Raw genomic sequence first — 17,044 nt, 5'->3', positions numbered from 1 at the left:
ATAAATGGGTCGTTCAGATTGTTTTGACCGCGAAAGGACGAAGGCGCACTGGTCCTAGAAGCCCCGCCCGAGCGAGATTGGCGTCTCCGGCAGGAAGCCACGGCTTGTCCTTACGCAACATCGGTACGACATACGCGATCCGCTCAGAATCCGGCTTACCGGCATCGCCGATCATCCGGTTATTCCAGGTGTTCGTGATGTCGATCTCAAGGACGTTTTCGCCAGGCTTCACGGCGCCCGCAATATCGACTGCGTAAGGCGGCTTCCACAAAACGCCGAGCGTACAGCCATTAACCCGCACTTCGGCCAGATCGCACACCTCGCCCAAATCCAAAAGCAAACGAGGGAAGCGATGTCCAACGGGCAAATGGAATACAGTGCGATAGACCGCCGTTCCAGAATAGTACTTGAGGTCCGGATCGGGCTGCTTCGTCCACGATACGAGACTGGAACTGGTGATCGTTCGCGGCTTGGGTAAATGATCCGAGAAGCAGATACTCCAGGAATTGTCGAGTGCGATCTCGTCCAAAGGCTGGTCGTGGCGAAGCGGCACCATCCGTCCCGAACGACGATGCAATCGCCAGCTTCCCGGACGAGAAATCACCGCGTCAATACCTGTCTTGCCTTGCCGGAAGGACAAGGCCGTTTCGTCGCCTTCCACCGCCACGATGGAATCGACTTTTGCCGATGGTTTGAGGAAAACGACAAACACCGAACCGGCGGGATCGAGCTGAACCGGAACACTCGTCCGTCCGTCTTGCGCCTGCCACCGGGAGAGTACACGCCGCTCGCCCGTATCGGCGAACCAGAGTTCGGGAACTCGTCCATCGATACGAAAAGAAGCAACGGTATGAACAGCTTCGTTGGACTGGTTGCTGATGAAGTAGAGGTCCCAATTCCCGCCGCTGCGATGAATCCATTCCACTGATTTTGCGAGGGCGCCGCCCACGGAGAATTCCGCGTCAGGAGTTTTGCCCAACCCGCGCAGAACGTCGGCCAGCGGCTTTCCCCAGATCACCATGCCCTGGCCGACACGGCGCTCGACGTGGGTTTTGCCATCGAGATCGCCCCAGATTTCGCGGACCGCGGACCGCACGCGGATATCGGCAGCCTCGCCACCCTCAAGGCTAGGTGAGCGATCCGGCGGCGGACCGGATATCACGGCCCCGGCAACCACCAGATCGCGGAGCTTTTCGGCAACCGCCGGTGTCATCGTCCTGCTGTTGGGAAGCAGCAAAACGCGATAGCGCATGCCGCTATCGAGCACGATGTCGCCATTTTCAACCTTTGTGGCGCGCAACAGGACGTCGCGATTGATGGAGTCATACGCGTATCCGGGTGGAACCGGCTCACGCAGATTGCGCGGCAACAGGGCACGCGAAGGAACGTTCTCTCCGACGAATGCACTGACGTCGCATACGGCCGATCCGGCCTGCAACAATGCCTGACACCGGCGCAGATATTGGAACCATGCGCGTGCCGGCTTCCACCAAGTCTGCGTCCGGCCGACGAACGAGCCGATGCCATTGAGCGTCATGCCCGGCACCCGGTCAAGCCACGGTTGCTGCGCGTAGACATGCAACATGAAGCGGTTGATGCCTTCGCAGTAGTTGTGGTCGCCGATGGCCTTCATGGAGAAAGGCGTTTCACGCCAATTCATCAGGCCCTCGGTAAAGGATTCCGCCCCGGCGACTGGCTTGCCGTAAATGCGCGCACCGCTGACGGCGTCTTTGATGTCGTTGGGTTTATCGTTGCGCGGCGTATTCAACCAGAACTCGCCCATCGGCAGATCGGCGAAAGAGGCATATTCCAAACCGTCGATTTGGTAGGTCGGGCTCGGCGGTTCGGCGCTGAAAACACATCCCCTGGCATGGGCTTCGTCAGCGATCGTCTTGAAGAAATTCTGTGAAGTCAGTTCGCTGACCGTCCGACGCAAATCGAACAGAACCCGTTCGCTCGCCTCGGCGCTTTCGACCGGAATGCCAGCCAGAACCGGCAGCCAATCCATCAAGTCGTATCCGCATTGGCGTTGAAATTTCTGCTCGAAGCCGGGCGTCCAGTTCTGCGAGCCAGCCTCCCAACTGTCGACGTGAATGAGGTGCAGCACCTTGCCTGCATAAGCCGGGCCCAACCGATCGAGCGCCTTACCGTACCAGGCATTGAATTGGAGTTTCACCGCACTGGCGTTGAAACGGTCGCATTCGAGACCTTGGGCGCCGCCCGCGGCCGAATTCATGAATCCTGTCGTCGTATAGCCGAGCCGAAGGACGCGCCAGCGGCCCGGCGGCACATCCCATTGCAACGAACCGTCGGCTGCCATTTTCCCGGTCAGCGTCTTGATATCGGAGCGTTTGATGCAGACCGCATCCGGTACGTCCGCCCCCGAGGTTTCACGGCTGATCGCCCATTGCGACGCGTTCTTGGCGGGGAGGTGGTGGATGCGCGGCTCGCTCGACAGCACAATACTGAAGAAACGCAACCGCGTATCCTGGCCGAAATCGTATTCTTCCTCATACGGCAGCGCCGGCGGGAACTTGGCATGTACCAGCCGGAAATAGCGCGCCGTCGTCTCGGGTACGACATGTGTCAGCGTGGTCAGGTCCGTCTGCCAGCCGTGCTTGGGGTATTCGAGGCGACCGATCGTCCGATAGGACACGCCGTCGTCGCTGGCTTGCACTTCGAGACTGTTTGCGGCCCGGTACAAACCCGGCGAATAGCCTTCCGGCGATGGCGTCCGCACCGTCACCGAGCGCAGCGTAAACGGCCGTTTGAATGCGTAGGCGATCCAGCCGCTTTCTTGGGTATCGACGATGTCCTGCTTGTTGGCGGGATCGGTGGCAAGTTGGGCGTCGGAGACTTTGAGCGGCAGGTTCGACGAAATCTTCGGCTGCAATCCGGCGCTGCTGCGGTCCCATGCCTGCGGAAACGGCAATGCCAGGACGGCAATATCGCGGTAGTAGTCATGCAGATGTTCGGGAACCGGAAGCTTTCCCGAAAACGCCCGCCCTCCGGTCGCGACCATCTCGGACCAGACGACGCGCTGCATCGACAATTCCGGCGTGATCCAAGGTCCGCTGGCCGTCGCCCACCCGTCACACGCATTCAGCGCCAGCGTGAGACCCAAACGCCCCGACTCGCGGACCGCGTGTTCGACCAACGACCACCAATGATCGGTGAGGGCATCTGCCGGCGGAGATACCAGCGCGTTCTTGCCACTCTTGCCGATACTGAACAGCATCGGCTGAGTAATGCCGGCATCACGCATGGCTGTGAGATCGGCGGTTATTCCTGCGGCCGTGACATTGCCGCCAAGCCAATACCAATAGGCCCCAAGATTCGCCGACGACGGCGGGTTGAGAAACCGCGATTGCAGGACATCCCCGGTTTCGGCGTGCGGTCGCGCGGCGGCGCTCGCGAAGGACGGCATCATTCCGGCCGCGGCTAAAACCTGAAACAGACGGCGGCGGTCGAAGGATAGCGGATTTTGGGCAGAGGACACGGCCATGTTACTTTTCATGTGACATTCGGCCATAATATAACGTAGATTATGGTAGTTTCCTATCAAAATCCGACCAAACACCCGTTCCAAATCCCGATCGATTGGCAGGCATAAAGTTGCGACCCAGACATCATGCGCCGATAAACAAAAGCGCAGCCGGCAGGAGGAGAGACCGATGACGATACTGCGACAGATTGGCCTCTGCGCCGCTGCTGCGCTGCTGTCCACCGGGTGGGCTTGTGGTGCCCCGGCGGAGAATCGCGGGTTTTCAGTCGGTTTTGGGGCATCTTGGTACCCCGAACAATGGCCCGAGCAACGCTGGGATCGCGATCTCGAACTCATGCAGCAGGCGCACATCAATGTGGTGCGAATCGGTGAATTCGCCTGGAGTACCTTGGAGCCGACCGAAGGACGATACGATTTCGCGTGGCTCGATCACGCTATTTCGAAAGCCGCAGCACATCACATAAAAGTTGTTATCGGAACCCCGACCGCAGCTCCCCCCGCATGGCTGACCCAGAAGTATCCGGACGTTCTGCGCCATAATGAGGACGGTTCGGTCGAAGAGCACGGCAACCGGCTGCAATATAGCTTCGCCAGCCCGCACTATCGCGCCTTCGCCCGCGAAATAGCCGAAAAACTGGCCGTTCGTTACGGGCACAATCCCAACGTGGTCGGCTGGCAAATCGACAACGAAATAAGCCCGGTTTCCTTCGACGACGACGCCAAAACGCAGTTCCACACCTGGCTCGGGGCTCGCTATCACACCACGGCGGCACTCAACACCCGCTGGGCGACCGCTTATTGGAGCCAAACCTACAACAGCTTCGATCAGGTGCCGTTTCATTCGCGCAATCAAAACCCAGGCTTGCTGCTCGACTTCAAACGCTTCGTCTCGGACACCTGGGTGAGCTACGTCCGCAACCAGGCGGACGCCATGCGCCCGCACATCGCCAAAAACCAGTTCATCACGATCAATTCGATGCACTGGAATTCGCGTTTCGACCATTTCGATATGCACCGGCAACTCGATATGGCGGCCTGGGACAACTACTTCCCGGAAGGCCGTTACAACTGGGCTCAGAACGCCCTGCTTCACGATGCCGTGCGCGGATACAAGCAGAAAAACTTCTGGCTCATCGAAGCGCAAGCCGGGTTCGTCAATTACGGCGCGATCAATCGCACGCTCGATCCCGGCGAGATGCGCGAAGTAGCCTGGCAAGCCGTCGGGCATGGCGCCGATGCACTCTTATACTGGCAGTGGCGCAGCGCCCCCAACGGCCAGGAACAGTACTACGGCACATTGGCGGGTGCCGACGGAGAACCGGTACCGGCTTATGCCGAGGCCAAACGCATCGGCAGCGAATTTGCCAAAGCCGGCACCGCGCTCGCCGACACCACTCCGCGGGCCGACGTCGCACTGATCCAATTTTACGAAAGCCGCTGGGCGCTGGAGTTCCAGCCCCATCACAAGAATTTCGTTCCCACCGAGGAATTCAGCGCCTTCTATCTGCCGCTGGTACGGTCGGGTCACAACATCGATGTCATCTCGCCGTCGAGCAATCTCGACCGCTATAAGCTGGTGATTGCTCCGTCGCTCAATCTGTTGACCAAAGCCGAGGCCGATCATCTCGCCGCCTACGTGCGGCGCGGCGGGCATCTCGTGCTGGGTCCGCGGTCCGGCATGAAAAACGAAGACAACGCGCTTTGGACCACACGCCAACCCGGGCCGCTCGCCGGATTGCTGGGCGGCCATGTGGAGCAGTTCTATGCGCTCGATACCCCGATCGCCATCGAGGGCCTCAAGAGCAGTGGCACTGCCGCCACCTGGGCCGAAGATCTTGTCGTCGATACGAGCGAGACGCGTGCGCTGATCCGCTATGGCAACGGCACCGGCTGGCTATCGGGCAAGCCGGCGGCGCTGACACGCAAAGCGGGCAGCGGCAGCATCACCTATCTCGGCGCCTGGCTCGACAAGAGCGCCATGCGGGAGTTTCTCGCCGATCGCGTCAGCGATGCCGCGGTCCGTCCGACATTGCAGGTTCCCGACGACATCGAGATCTGCGAGCGACAGGGCGAGAACAAGTCCGTGTTCATCCTGGTCAACCACGGCGACAAGCAGCGTACCATTGCCCTGCCGCACTCGATGCAGAACGTCTTGCGCGGAGGACACACGGGACGGACGCTTTCTCTGGCTCCGCACGATACCGCCGTTCTACTCACCATCGGAAAGACCTCTCCATGACCCGCTTCGCAACGGCGCTCACGTGCGCCCTTTTGGCGTCGTCTAGCCTCTGCTTTGCCGCGGAGCGCCCCACCGCCACCGCGTCCGAACGCCTCTGGTACGGCGCGGCCTGGTATCCGGAGCAGTGGCAATCGAAAGACTGGGAAAAAGACCTGACGCTGATGGAAGAGGCCGGCGTGAATGTCGTCCGCATCGGCGAGTTCGCCTGGAGCAGCATCGAGCCAGAAGAAGGCCGCTACGATTTCTCATGGATGGACCAAGCCATCCGCAAGGCCGAGCGTCACCATATCAAAGTGGTGATCGGAACGCCGACCGATACTCCGCCCGCCTGGCTGACGCAGAAGTATCCGGAAGTCCTGCGCATCGACGGCAACGGTCAACGGGCCGAGCACGGCGGCCGTCGCCAGTTTTCCTATGCGAGCCCGCTCTATCGCAAATTCTGCCGCGAGATCGTCGCCAAAATGGCCGCGCGCTACGGGCGCGATCCCAACGTCATCGGCTGGCAAATCGACAACGAATTGACCGACGATTCCCTCGATCCCGAAACGCGCAAGATGTTCCAGGATTTCCTCAAGCAGCGCTATGGCAGCCTCGACAAGCTGAACCAAGCCTGGTCGACGGCCTACTGGAGTCAGACCTACTCGGACTGGAGCCAGATTCCGCTGACCGCCAAGGCCGGAAATCCCGGCTTGATGCTGGAACGCAAGCACTTCGTCACCGCGACTTGGCGCAGTTACGTCGACAATCAGATCGATGTGCTGCGCAAGACCGTTGCGCCCGGCCAATTCATCACGACCAACGTCGGAGGGCTGGCCTGGACCGACAACTGGGACCACTACGAGATCAACCGGCCGATGGACATAGCGTCCTGGGATCCTTACGTCGGCCAAGGGCATTTGAACGCCGTTGACCACGCCTTCCTCAGCGATTTCGTGCGCGGCTGGAAACGCCAGAATTTCTGGGTCATGGAAACCCAACCGGGCTTCGTCAATTGGGCGCCGGTCAACAACGCCCTCGCGCCCGGCGAAGTGCGTGCGATGACGTGGGAATCGATCGGACATGGCGCCGATGCCGTTCTATTCTGGCAGTGGCGCGCCGCCCTCAACGGTCAGGAGCAATATCACGGCACGCTGGTGGGTCCCGACGGCGATCCGGTGCCGCTTTACTCCGAGTTCACGGAGATCGGCCGCGAACTTCAGAAAGCGTCGGCGTTGCTGGCCGGAACCACGCCGCGATCCGATGTGGCCATTCTGACGTCATACGACAGCCGCTGGGCGCTAGACTTCCAGCCGCACAGCGCAGCGTTCGATCAAAAGAAGGTGTTCCTCGACTATTACGCGCCCATCCAAGCGCAGACACATGCAGTGGACATCGTGGAGGCGACCGCCCCGTTGGCGGACTATAAGATCGTATTCGCACCGCAGCTCAACGTCATTTCCGAGGACTTGGCCAAGCACTTGAGCGACTACGTCCGGAACGGCGGCACGCTGGTCTTGGGCCCGCGCAGCGGTATGAAGGACGAATTCAACCGGCTCAACGTACAGCGCCAACCCGGACCGCTGGTTGGCCTGCTCGGCGGCCGCGTCGAACAATTCTATGCCTTGGATGAAACGCTGACCGTCTCCGGCAAAGCCGGACATGGCACGGCCGCCGCCTGGGGCGAAGCCCTCTCTGCCAAATCGCCCGATGCGGACGTCATCCTTTCGTTCGGCAAGAACCGCACCTGGCTGAGCGAAAAACCGGCGGCACTGTCCCGCAAGGTGGGCAAAGGCAAGATCGTCTATCTCGGAGTCCTGCTCGATCCGGAGCTGATGCGCCAATTCGTCGGCGAGCAGATCAAATCGGCGAAGGTCGCCGCGTCGTGGTCGGGCGTCGTCCCGGATGGCGTCGAGATTCTTCGCCGCAGCGGAAAGGAAAAGGATGCCGTGATCGTGATCAATCACAATGCCGCGGCGACGAAGATTTCGCTTCCCGAGCCTATGCGCGATGCGCTTCACGACAACAACGAGCTGCACGAACTCTCTCTGCCGGGCCAGGGCGTGGCCGTGCTGGAGACCAGCCATGCAGATTGATCGACGTACTCTCGTCAAAGCCGGTTCCGCAGCGCTGACAGTGGGGATGAGCGGAAACTGGTCTCATGCGGCCGCAAGCGAGTCCGGGCAATATGCTGCGGCGCTGTCCACTGAGCTTGCTGCGATCGACAACATCTCGGTCAGCGGCCCGTATCGTGCCGAGTGGCCGTCGCTCCAGACCCATCCGATGCCCGATTGGTTCCGCGATGCCAAGTTCGGCATCTTCATCCATTGGGGCGTCTACTCCGTGCCTGCCTTTGCCAACGAATGGTACTCGCGCAATATGTATGTACCCGAGAGCGAGGCCTTCAAGCACCACGTCGCCACGTATGGACCGCAGTCCAAATTCGGCTACAAGGATTTCATCCCGAAATTCAAAGCGGAAAAGTTCAACGCCGCCGGCTGGGTCGACCTGTTTGCCCGCGCCGGAGCGCGCTACATCGTTCCGGTGGCTGAACACTGCGACGGCTTCGCCATGTACGCATCGCGACTGACGCCCTGGAACGTCGCAAACATGGGGCCGAAACGCGATACCCTTGGAGAATTGGAAACCCAGATCCGCGCCCGCGGCCTCAAATTCGGCCTGTCATCGCATCGGGCCGAACACACCTGGTGGTACAACGAAGGCACGCGATACGATTCCGACGTCCGCGATCCGCGTTATCGCGGGATATACGGTCCGGCTCAGCCGATGACTTTGCCTGCAGATCGCGAACGGATCAAAGGCGAGCCCAACTCGGATCATCTGGAACGCTGGTTGCCGCCGACCAAGGGATTTCTCGACGACTGGCTCGGCCGCAGCGGCGAACTCATGACCCGCTACAAGCCCGACCTGATGTACTTCGATTGGTGGATCAACCAGACCGCATTCGAACCCTATCTTCGCCGTTTCGCGTCCGCATTCTACAATCAAGCGGCTGCTCTCAAGACGGGGACGGTCATTTCCTACAAGATGGAAGCCTTCGCGCCGAACGCGGGGCTTCTCACGATCGAACGCGGCAAACTCGATACCTTGCGGCTCGGTGCATGGCAGACCGAAACTTCGGTCAGCATCAAATCATGGGGTTACGCCGAGAACGATGTCTACCGCACGGCGACGTCGCTGCTCTGCGACCTCGTCGACATCGTCAGCAAAAACGGTAACCTGCTTCTCAATGTCGGGCCCAAGGCGGACGGAACCATTCCGGCAGAAGCCTCCTCCGTACTGATCGAAATGGGCGAATGGCTCAAAACCAATGGAGAAGCGATTTACGGGTCACGCCCCTGGGTGCTCTATGGCGAGGGCGAGACGACCACCGGCGCTGCGGAAAAAAAGGAAGTCGCCAATCAGGCGTTCTCCTCTTCCGATATCCGCTTCACCACCAAAGGCGAGACGCTGTACGCCATCGGCCTCGCGTATGCCGGCGGCAACAGGATGCTGATCAAGACGCTGTACGCGGGAACGCCATATCTCAAGGGCCGTATCGCTGCCGTGGAGCTTTTGGGAACATCCAAACCGACCGTCTGGCGGCAGACGCCCAACGGCTTGTCCGTGGAACTGCCGGAGCGTGTTGCCCTGCCCTACGTCCTGCGTATTCGCACGGCGTGATCTTGCGGCTCCGTGCCGGAGCTTAATGCTCCGGCACGCGGAACCGGTATTCGCCGGAACCGACAGTCACGATCTGCCCTTCGGGCACTTTCTCCACTTTCAGAATGCCGGGCGCTGAAGCAAAAGCCCGGCCACCTTCAGTGATATCCGCCACTGCCGGCAGCACGACGGTTGCCTGCGCACCGGCCGGTATCTCAACGACATATTCCAGTGCGCCGTTCCGGCGCCGCCAGAAGCAGCCGATTTCTCCAAGGACGGAGCGGTATCTGCTTACACAGCCCGGCACGGCACGAACCGTTTGCGGCGCGACATAAATCCGCCCGGCACCGTCCATGCTCATGTCAACAGCGATTCCGCCCAGACCTGCGAAAAACCAAGTTTCGGCATGACCGAACATGAAGTGATTCTGCGAACTGTCGCGGTGGGCGTTCCATGTTTCCACCAAAGTGGTCGCCCCTTTGCTCAGTTGATAGCCGTAGCTTGGCCCCTCGGTCTTCATCAGCATATCGCAAAGAAGATCGGACTGGCCATTCCGCATCAGCGCCAGAACCTCGTAGTGGAAACCGACTTCGCCGCAGGATGTGTGGTTGTTGCGTGCACGAATGTCCCGAACGAGATTGCCGAATACCTGCTGCCGGCGTTCGGGCGGCACCATTCCCAACGCGAATGGCATGGCATTCGCCGTCTGGCTGTTGGTGTCGTAACCGCCGGTTTTTGCGTCGAATAGTTTTTCGTTGAAAACGCGCTTGAGGGCGTCCGCCTTCCGCAGGTACACTGCCGTCTCCGCTTCATACCCGAGCAGCCTTGCGGTTTCGGCCGTTCCGACGAGTACCGCGTAGAAGGAACACATCGAGGTCAGCGTCAGACTGGTCAATTGGCTGGGCCCGGTCTCCTTAGGTCCGAGATCACACCAATCGCCCATGCCGAAACCGATGAGCCCGTCCCGCGTCCTGCTCTGGAGATAATCGGCGTAACGCTTCATCGCCGGATACGCCGTTTCCAAGACACGACGATTGCCATAGCGCCGGTACGCGTCCAGTGGGCACTGCACGGCAGCCAGACCCCATTCCGGTGAATCGCGCCAGATCGCGTTGCTGCCGTCCGAATTAAAAAACGCAACGTATTCCGGCGCGATGCCGGGGACCATGCCGTCGTCGGTCTGCGCCTCGGCGATATCGCGGGAAAGTTTCTCGTACAGCGTGATGGCATCCTGGTTATAGAACACCGCATCGGAATTCAGATAATCCTGTTCGAGCCAACCGAGCTTTTCGCGATGCGGGCAATCGGTCAGCACACTGACTGTATTACTGAGCAGGGCCGACTTGATCAGCCGGTGAATCCGGTTGAACAGCGTAGTAGCCTCAAACTGTCCCACCGATCTCAAGTCGGTATGCAGGAACGACGCATCCAGAGACACGAGAACCGGCCCCCCCGCCTTCGCGAATTTCTGCGGTGCGGCGCCTTCGACCTGAACATAGCGAAAGCCGTAATAGCTGAACTGCGGATGCCATGCTTCGTCGCCATGCCCGCGGAGGGTATAGCAGTAATAGTGTTCGAAGTGGTTGCGTCCGCCGGAACTGGCGGGGTCCACCATGCCTGAGCCGTCTTCGGCCAGCAGTTCGCCCGTCGTCATCTTCACAGCGGCTCCGGCAGAGCCGCGAACGACGATTCTCGGCCAGCCCGACATGTTTTGTCCGAAATCGTAGACGAACACGCCGGGCTTTGGCTCGGTGACTGCGACAGGTTTGAAGCGCTGCGCCTCCGTCACTTGCGGAATGGATTGCGCACGCAGCGTCCCGCCCGGCCCTGTCACGATCATCGCCTTGTTCCAGGCGGCGTCGACGGCCGCCGTCATCCAATCGGGCGAAACGGTGCGCGCGTCGAAGTCTTCACCGTAGGGGGAAGACAGAATGATCGGTCCGGGCCGCGTGGACCATGTTTCATCGCTGACGATCGTGGTCCGGCTTCCGTCGGTATGGGTAACGACCAGTTGCAGGATCAATTTCGGCTGACCGAACGAAGCGGCGAATTTGGTGTAGCGGCCGGGGTAGCTCTCAACATTGTACATGCCGTTTCCGAGCATGACGGCCAGAGCATTGCGGCCGCGACGCAGCAAATCGGTCACGTCGAACGTATTGTAGAAGACGGTCTTGCGATAGTTCGTCCATCCGGGATTCAGAAAGCCGTTCGTCGCCGGTTTGCCGTTCACGGAAAAGTCATAGTGCCCGAGACCGCAGACGCTGACGATTGCACTAGCAATGGGTTTGGTCAGCGCAACATCGCGGCGAAACACCGGCATCGGTTTCGGCGCGACCGACTTGCCCGGCGCCAAGCTGCTGACCGGCAGTTTCTGAGGCGGGCGGTCCGGCTCGCCGGCAATCCATTTGGCCTGCCAGTCGGCCGTAGAGAGCATACCGGTCGTGAAAAATGCGGGAGTACTCCACGCCGATGCCCTGTCGTCACCATCCCAGAGCTGAACGGCCCACCAATATCTTCTTTGTGGCAGCAACGAGAGTTCGGAAGGCGGCACCAGAAGGAAATCCGAAACCTGGACTTTGCCGCTGTCCCAAATATCGCCCGTCCCGTTCTGCACGGCGCTTCGCGATGTTCCGACCACCAGGCGACAAGCCGCCTGCCGGATATTGCGGCTTTTGCGGTTCTTCGCACGCAGGATCCAGGTGAAGCGCGGTTTGCACGTATCGATTCCGGACGGAGACGTCAGCCATTCGACCCGCAGGTCGTCGGCAACAGCATCTGCACCGCGCCGGATCGAGCCGGCCAACGCCTGCGGCGACACCAGTCCCGCCAAACCGATGAGTTCCAGCGCCCCTCGCCGTGTCGGCATCTGCCTTCCTCCCCGAAGACCTGTCGGCTGCGTATACGGCTGCAGTCCCTCTAGGTCGGTTCGTACATGGTACGCCGCAATGCGGTGGACCATTGCGTCAGTATTTCCGCTCTGGCGACCGCGGACATGTTCGGCTCGAATTGCGCCGCAGCCGATCGATCGCCGGAAGCATCCCACATCTGGAGCGCCTCGGCGGCCATCTTGCCGGCACCATAGGGCGACAGCTCGGCGATCGTTCCGCGTCGGACGCTCCGGTCGGCAAGATCGGCAAGGAGCTGCACTAGAAAATCGTTCTTGGAGGCTCCGCCATCGACGAACAGCAGCGACATATCCGCGCCAAGATCGGCTTCCATGGCATGCAGCACATCGACTGCCTGCAACGCGATAGCTTCCAAGGCGGCACGGGCGATATGCGCTGCCGTCGTCCCCAAGGACATGCCGCAGATCGTTCCCCGAGCATTGGGATTCCAATGCGGAGCGCCCAACCCCGCCAAAGCCGGCACGAAGCTGACTCCATCGCTGTTATCGACCGTGCGAGCCAATTCGGTGAGCGCTATTTCGTCCTTGAGGTTGAGCAGCTGCCGGGCAAAGGCCGCCGTCTGACCGGATACCGCGATATTGCCTTCCAGCGCATACAAGACGTTTCCGTTCTGCGCCCAGGCAATAGTGCTGGATAAACTATGATGCGATGTCACGCGCTTGCCGGTCACCGCCATCAGCGAAGAGCCGGTACCCATCGTAGCCTTGACGCATCCAGGTCCGGAAATTCCGTGCCCGAAGGCCGCCGCATGGGAATCGCCGATGACGGCGTGAATCGGAATACCTTCCGGCAATGCCGTGACACTTCGAGCCGTAGTCCCGAAAAATGCATCGGACGGCAGAACTTCCGGCAATAGGGAACCCGGCACGTCAAACAGCTCGCAGAGCGTTCCATCCCATGCCAGCGCATCCAGATTGAACAGTTGCGTCCGCGACGCGTTGCTGAAATCTGTTGCGTGCTGTTTTCCGCCGGTAAGCTTCCAAACGAGCCAGCTATCAACCGTCCCTGCCCGTAGTTTGCCTGCCCGCGCCGCCTCGCGGGCCCCGGGCGTATGATCGAGAAGCCAAGCGAGCTTGGCCGCGGGAAAAAGCGGGTCGAGGCCAAGACCAGTACGTGCGACGACGTCTGCCTCGTGCCCGGCGGCCTGCAACTCGGCGCATCGCGACGCCGAACGTCGGCATTGCCAGATCACACAAGGCCCCACAGGCTCGCCCGTAGCGGCGTCCCAGAGGACAATGGACTCCCGCTGATTGGAAATCGCGATCGCGGCAATCTCGTGCTCAGTGGTGCCGACGAGATCGGCAACGACGCCGGCCACCGTCGACCAGATCGCCGCAGCCGATTGCTCCGCCCAACCAGGCCTGGGGTAGGACACTTGCATTGGGCGGGATGCTTGAGCCAGAACACGACCGGTGCCCGTCAGCAGTATGGCTTTTGTATTGGTCGTCCCTTGGTCGAGTGCGAGAATGGTGCGCATGTCAGTCACTTCCTGACCGCAAGATCTCGCGCCGCGACGGCGATACCCTCGGCTGTCAATCCGTAATGCTCCATGAGCCAGGACGCACTACCGGTCGGAAGAAAGCCCGGAAAACCCAGCATACGCATGCGGCAGGGAGATTTAGCCGCCACGACTTCGGCAACCGCACCACCCAACCCGCCACGCACGGAATGCTCTTCGACCGTCACGATGGCACCCGTCTTGGCAGCCTCGACGATGACGTTCTCATCCAAAGGCGACAGACAGGCCAGGGATACGACACGGGCCCGAATACCCTCCCCCTCCAACGCGCGAGCGGCTGCCAACGCCCGTGAAACCATAACGCCGTTGGCGATGATCGCAACGTCATTGCCGTCGTGCATCACCTCCGCCGTCTCACAGTTGAAGATGCGATCTGCATGATTCAACATGGGAACTCCCATGCGGCTGATACGCACGAAGTAAGGTCCGCTTGTCGCTGCTGCCGTCTTGATTGCCTCCCCCGTTTCCCAGGGGTCCGAGGGGACGACGAGCTTGATACCGCCCATGGTCCGCAGCCAACCATAGTCCTCGATCGAGTGATGCGTCGGCCCGAGTTCTCCGTAGGCAACGCCACTCGCCATGCCGCAGAGTTTTACGTTGGCGCGGGAGTAGGCCAAGTCGGCTTTGATCTGCTCGAGTGCCCGCCCGGTCAAGAAACAGGCCGCGCCGCAGACGAACGGAATTTTTCCGCCGTTGGCGAGACCGGCAGCGACACCGATCATGTTCTGCTCGGCGATTCCGACATTGATCAACCGCTCGGGCCAGCGCTTGGCAAAACCACCAACATTGCTGGACCCGATGCTGTCGTTCACGACGACCACAATGCGCTCGTCGCGTTCGGCCAAGGCTTCCAAGGTCTCCGCAAAAGCCTTGCGGCAATCGTAGAGTTGCGCAGTCGTACTGGAGGCGGCCGTCATGCTTCGAGTTCCTTCATCGCCGTGGCAAATTGTGCAGCATCGGGAACGCCGTGATGCCATTTGGCCTGGTCGCACATAAAGGAAACGCCCCGTCCCTTGGTCGTGTTGGCTATAACGCAGAGCGGCTTGTGGCGCGGCGTTGCGGGTGCCGCGAGTACGCGAAGAAGCTGTGCATGATCGTGGCCGTCGATTTCTTCGACATCCCAGCCGAAGGCGCGCCATTTGTCTGCCAAAGGTTCGAGTCCCACCGTGTCTTCGGTGCGCGCACCTTGCTGCAAGCGGTTGCGATCGATGATCAGGGTCAGGTTGGACAGCTTGCGATGACCAGCCGTCATGCCCGCCTCCCAGTTACTGCCCTCTTGCTGTTCGCCGTCGCCGGTAAGAACGAAAACCCGATAGGGCGCGTTGTCGATCTGGGCCGCAATCGCCATCCCTACGGCCACAGGCATGCCGTGCCCCAGAGGACCGGTGGAAGTCTCCACGCCCGGCAGATAGGCTGAGCAGGGATGGGCGTTGAGCTTGGACAACGGCTTCATGTAGCTGGCCAGATCCGCCTCGGGAAAGAACCCCGCCATGGCCAACGCCGAATAGAACGCGCCACTGCAATGTCCCTTGCTCATCACGAAACGGTCGCGACCGGGATCGAGCGGTTTCTTGGGATCGAAACGCAGAACTCCGAAATAGAGCGCTGCCAGGATATCGGCCGACGACATATCGCCGCCGGGATGGCCGTTTCCTGCCTTAACGATCATCTCCAGAGCGCTTCGACGTATCAGCCGCGCGCGTTCGCGCACCCGGGCAACGGTCGTTTCGGACACGGTCATTCTCTCGGCGGGTTCAAGCTTCATGGCGATAGACCGGCCAGCCGAGATACCGTACGGCAGCCTCCTCCACGACATCCGCATAAAGCCCGCGCACCATGGCGACGTGATGCTCGAATCCGTTGCGAGTGATATGGCGCAACAAGTCGCGCAAATTCGGAATTTCGGTCACGGCGATTCCGCCGTCCATCCCGAAGGGATCGTCCGTGAACCTGCCTTCGCCGAGGTAGCTCTTCACCGTGCCGGCGGCATCATCCGTCGACAGCCGGAAATACGTCATATCGCCGGCCTTGACCTTGCCTTTGACGGCACCGAAGCATTTTTCCGGGCCGATAGTCGTCGCCAGAACATCGAGATTGGAAATCTCCGGCGTTTCGCCGATAAAGTCCTTCGGATAATTGCCGCAATGCGTACAAACGCACTTGTCCGGCTCGGAGCCGTAATTGTTATTCCAGTCGAGCAGCGCCGGAGGCGCACCCGCAGCGAGCGCCAGCGCATACATCGAAACCGCGCCGGTCACGTCCACCTCGCAGGCGCTGGGCTGCAGCTTTTGCCCCATCATGCTCATGGTCAGGCAGGTGGCGCAGCCAAAATTGTCCTGCACACTGGTCCAGCACTGAATGCTCGACGCGTCGCAGTCGTTGCGCTCCAGCCAGCGGTTCACGGCGACCGATAGCTTGGCCTGCTTGACGATGTTTTCGTGCTTGATCGTTGCCGGAATGCGACCGTAGCCGGAAATCTCCGCGAGTTTTTCCTGCACGGCCTTGTCGGTATCGGTGAGCGCGCGCGCCGCCGCAAGCACTTCCGACAGATCGACCGTGACGATGGTGATGCCCGATTTCTGCAGCAGTTTTTCGGAATACCGGACAGTCTGGAACGCTCCGGTGCGAGCGCCGATGGCGCCGATGCGGGCCCGCTTCATTCCGCGCACCAACCGGCATACGCGCAAAAAGCGATCCAAGTCGCCCTTGAATTCCGCGCCATTCACATCGTTGGTGTGGGAAACCGTGTCCGTCCAGGGAATGCCGTACTGATAAAGATTGTTGCATACCGAAATCTTGCCGCAGAACGCATCCCGGCGCCCCTTCACGTCCACCTTGTCGATACGGTCGTTGCAGGCCTGAACCAGAACCGGAACGTTCAAGGCCGCGCGCGTCAGCGTCTCGACCACGGCGATCTCGTCGCCGAAATTCGGCAACACGACCACCACTCCGTCGATTGCATCGCGATGCGCGCCGAAATAGCGGGCGCAATGATCGGCATCGGCCAGCGTCTCGACCGCTCCGTTCGGCGTGTCGCCCGCATTCAAAATGTAGGGGGTGGCACCCAGCGCCTCGATCTGCCGGACCACCTGGTCACGCGCGTCCTGGGTAAAGGCGGCATTGAAAAAGGCCCGACTCGATACGATGACCCCGAGACCCATAGTCCGATCAAATACGCTCATTCGTCGCCCATCCCTGATTGTCTTTCTGGCCGGACGGCGCGCCGCCGGAGCAGA

General features: G+C 60.6%; 9 protein-coding genes. 3 read left to right on the top strand and 6 right to left on the bottom strand.

Annotated features, from left to right (window positions below; all coding sequences use genetic code 11):
* Positions 1-13: 13 nt before the first annotated feature.
* Positions 14-3,727, bottom strand: a complete 3,714-nt coding sequence (locus FHS84_RS20180) for a glycosyl hydrolase (protein WP_166937338.1) — start codon at positions 3,725-3,727, stop codon at positions 14-16.
* Here FHS84_RS20180 and FHS84_RS20175 point away from each other — a divergent pair.
* The 3 genes from FHS84_RS20175 to FHS84_RS20165 are packed head-to-tail and all read left to right on the top strand — an operon-like array spanning position 3,675 to position 9,404.
* Entirely contained in the window at positions 3,675-5,744 is a 2,070-nt protein-coding gene (locus tag FHS84_RS20175) for a beta-galactosidase (protein ID WP_166937337.1), read from the top strand. The genes FHS84_RS20180 and FHS84_RS20175 overlap by 53 nt on opposite strands.
* Positions 5,741-7,816: a beta-galactosidase gene (locus tag FHS84_RS20170; protein WP_166937336.1), complete on the top strand. Its 2,076-nt coding sequence runs from the start codon at positions 5,741-5,743 to the stop codon at positions 7,814-7,816. Before FHS84_RS20175 ends, FHS84_RS20170 begins: the two co-directional genes overlap by 4 nt.
* On the top strand, positions 7,806-9,404 hold the full coding sequence (locus FHS84_RS20165; protein ID WP_208393998.1) for an alpha-L-fucosidase: 1,599 nt from the start codon (positions 7,806-7,808) through the stop codon (positions 9,402-9,404). The genes FHS84_RS20170 and FHS84_RS20165 overlap by 11 nt, the downstream gene beginning before the upstream one ends.
* A 22-nt stretch (positions 9,405-9,426) precedes the next feature.
* On the opposite strand, the gene FHS84_RS20160 is transcribed toward FHS84_RS20165, so the two are convergent.
* From FHS84_RS20160 to FHS84_RS20140, 5 genes are read right to left on the bottom strand one after another with little or no spacing between them, the layout of a single operon-like run.
* Complete coding sequence (locus FHS84_RS20160; protein ID WP_166937335.1) at positions 9,427-12,249, bottom strand: alpha-L-rhamnosidase; 2,823 nt, start codon at positions 12,247-12,249, stop codon at positions 9,427-9,429.
* Between the two features lie 50 nt (positions 12,250-12,299).
* Positions 12,300-13,766, bottom strand: coding sequence for an FGGY family carbohydrate kinase (locus FHS84_RS20155; protein ID WP_166937334.1), 1,467 nt, complete (start codon positions 13,764-13,766; stop codon positions 12,300-12,302).
* 5 nt (positions 13,767-13,771) lie between these two features.
* Entirely contained in the window at positions 13,772-14,725 is a 954-nt protein-coding gene (locus tag FHS84_RS20150) for a transketolase family protein (protein WP_166937333.1), read from the bottom strand.
* Positions 14,722-15,573 carry a transketolase gene (locus tag FHS84_RS20145; RefSeq protein ID WP_208393997.1) on the bottom strand — a complete coding sequence of 284 codons (852 nt, stop codon included), beginning with the start codon at positions 15,571-15,573 and terminating at the stop codon, positions 14,722-14,724. The genes FHS84_RS20150 and FHS84_RS20145 overlap by 4 nt, the downstream gene beginning before the upstream one ends.
* Positions 15,563-16,990, bottom strand: a complete 1,428-nt coding sequence (locus FHS84_RS20140; protein WP_166937332.1) for an L-fucose/L-arabinose isomerase family protein — start codon at positions 16,988-16,990, stop codon at positions 15,563-15,565. Before FHS84_RS20140 ends, FHS84_RS20145 begins: the two co-directional genes overlap by 11 nt.
* Between the last annotated feature and the right edge of the window lie 54 nt (positions 16,991-17,044).

Source organism: Rhizomicrobium electricum (assembly GCF_011762045.1).
Lineage (GTDB): Bacteria > Pseudomonadota > Alphaproteobacteria > Micropepsales > Micropepsaceae > Rhizomicrobium > Rhizomicrobium electricum.
The sequence above is the reverse complement of the archived record's forward strand: the minus strand, read 5'-3'. Positions and strand labels throughout refer to the sequence as shown.

Bases quoted from the DNA above. Each gene is read 5' to 3' on its own strand.
- FHS84_RS20165 (WP_208393998.1), top strand. From the start codon at position 7,806: ATGCAGATTGATCGACGTACTCTCGTCAAAGCCGGTTCCGCAGCGCTG.
- FHS84_RS20145 (WP_208393997.1), bottom strand. From the start codon at position 15,573: ATGAAGCTTGAACCCGCCGAGAGAATGACCGTGTCCGAAACGACCGTT.
- FHS84_RS20140 (WP_166937332.1), bottom strand. From the start codon at position 16,990: ATGAGCGTATTTGATCGGACTATGGGTCTCGGGGTCATCGTATCGAGT.
- FHS84_RS20175 (WP_166937337.1), top strand. From the start codon at position 3,675: ATGACGATACTGCGACAGATTGGCCTCTGCGCCGCTGCTGCGCTGCTG.
- FHS84_RS20155 (WP_166937334.1), bottom strand. From the start codon at position 13,766: ATGCGCACCATTCTCGCACTCGACCAAGGGACGACCAATACAAAAGCC.
- FHS84_RS20170 (WP_166937336.1), top strand. From the start codon at position 5,741: ATGACCCGCTTCGCAACGGCGCTCACGTGCGCCCTTTTGGCGTCGTCT.
- FHS84_RS20160 (WP_166937335.1), bottom strand. From the start codon at position 12,249: ATGCCGACACGGCGAGGGGCGCTGGAACTCATCGGTTTGGCGGGACTG.
- FHS84_RS20150 (WP_166937333.1), bottom strand. From the start codon at position 14,725: ATGACGGCCGCCTCCAGTACGACTGCGCAACTCTACGATTGCCGCAAG.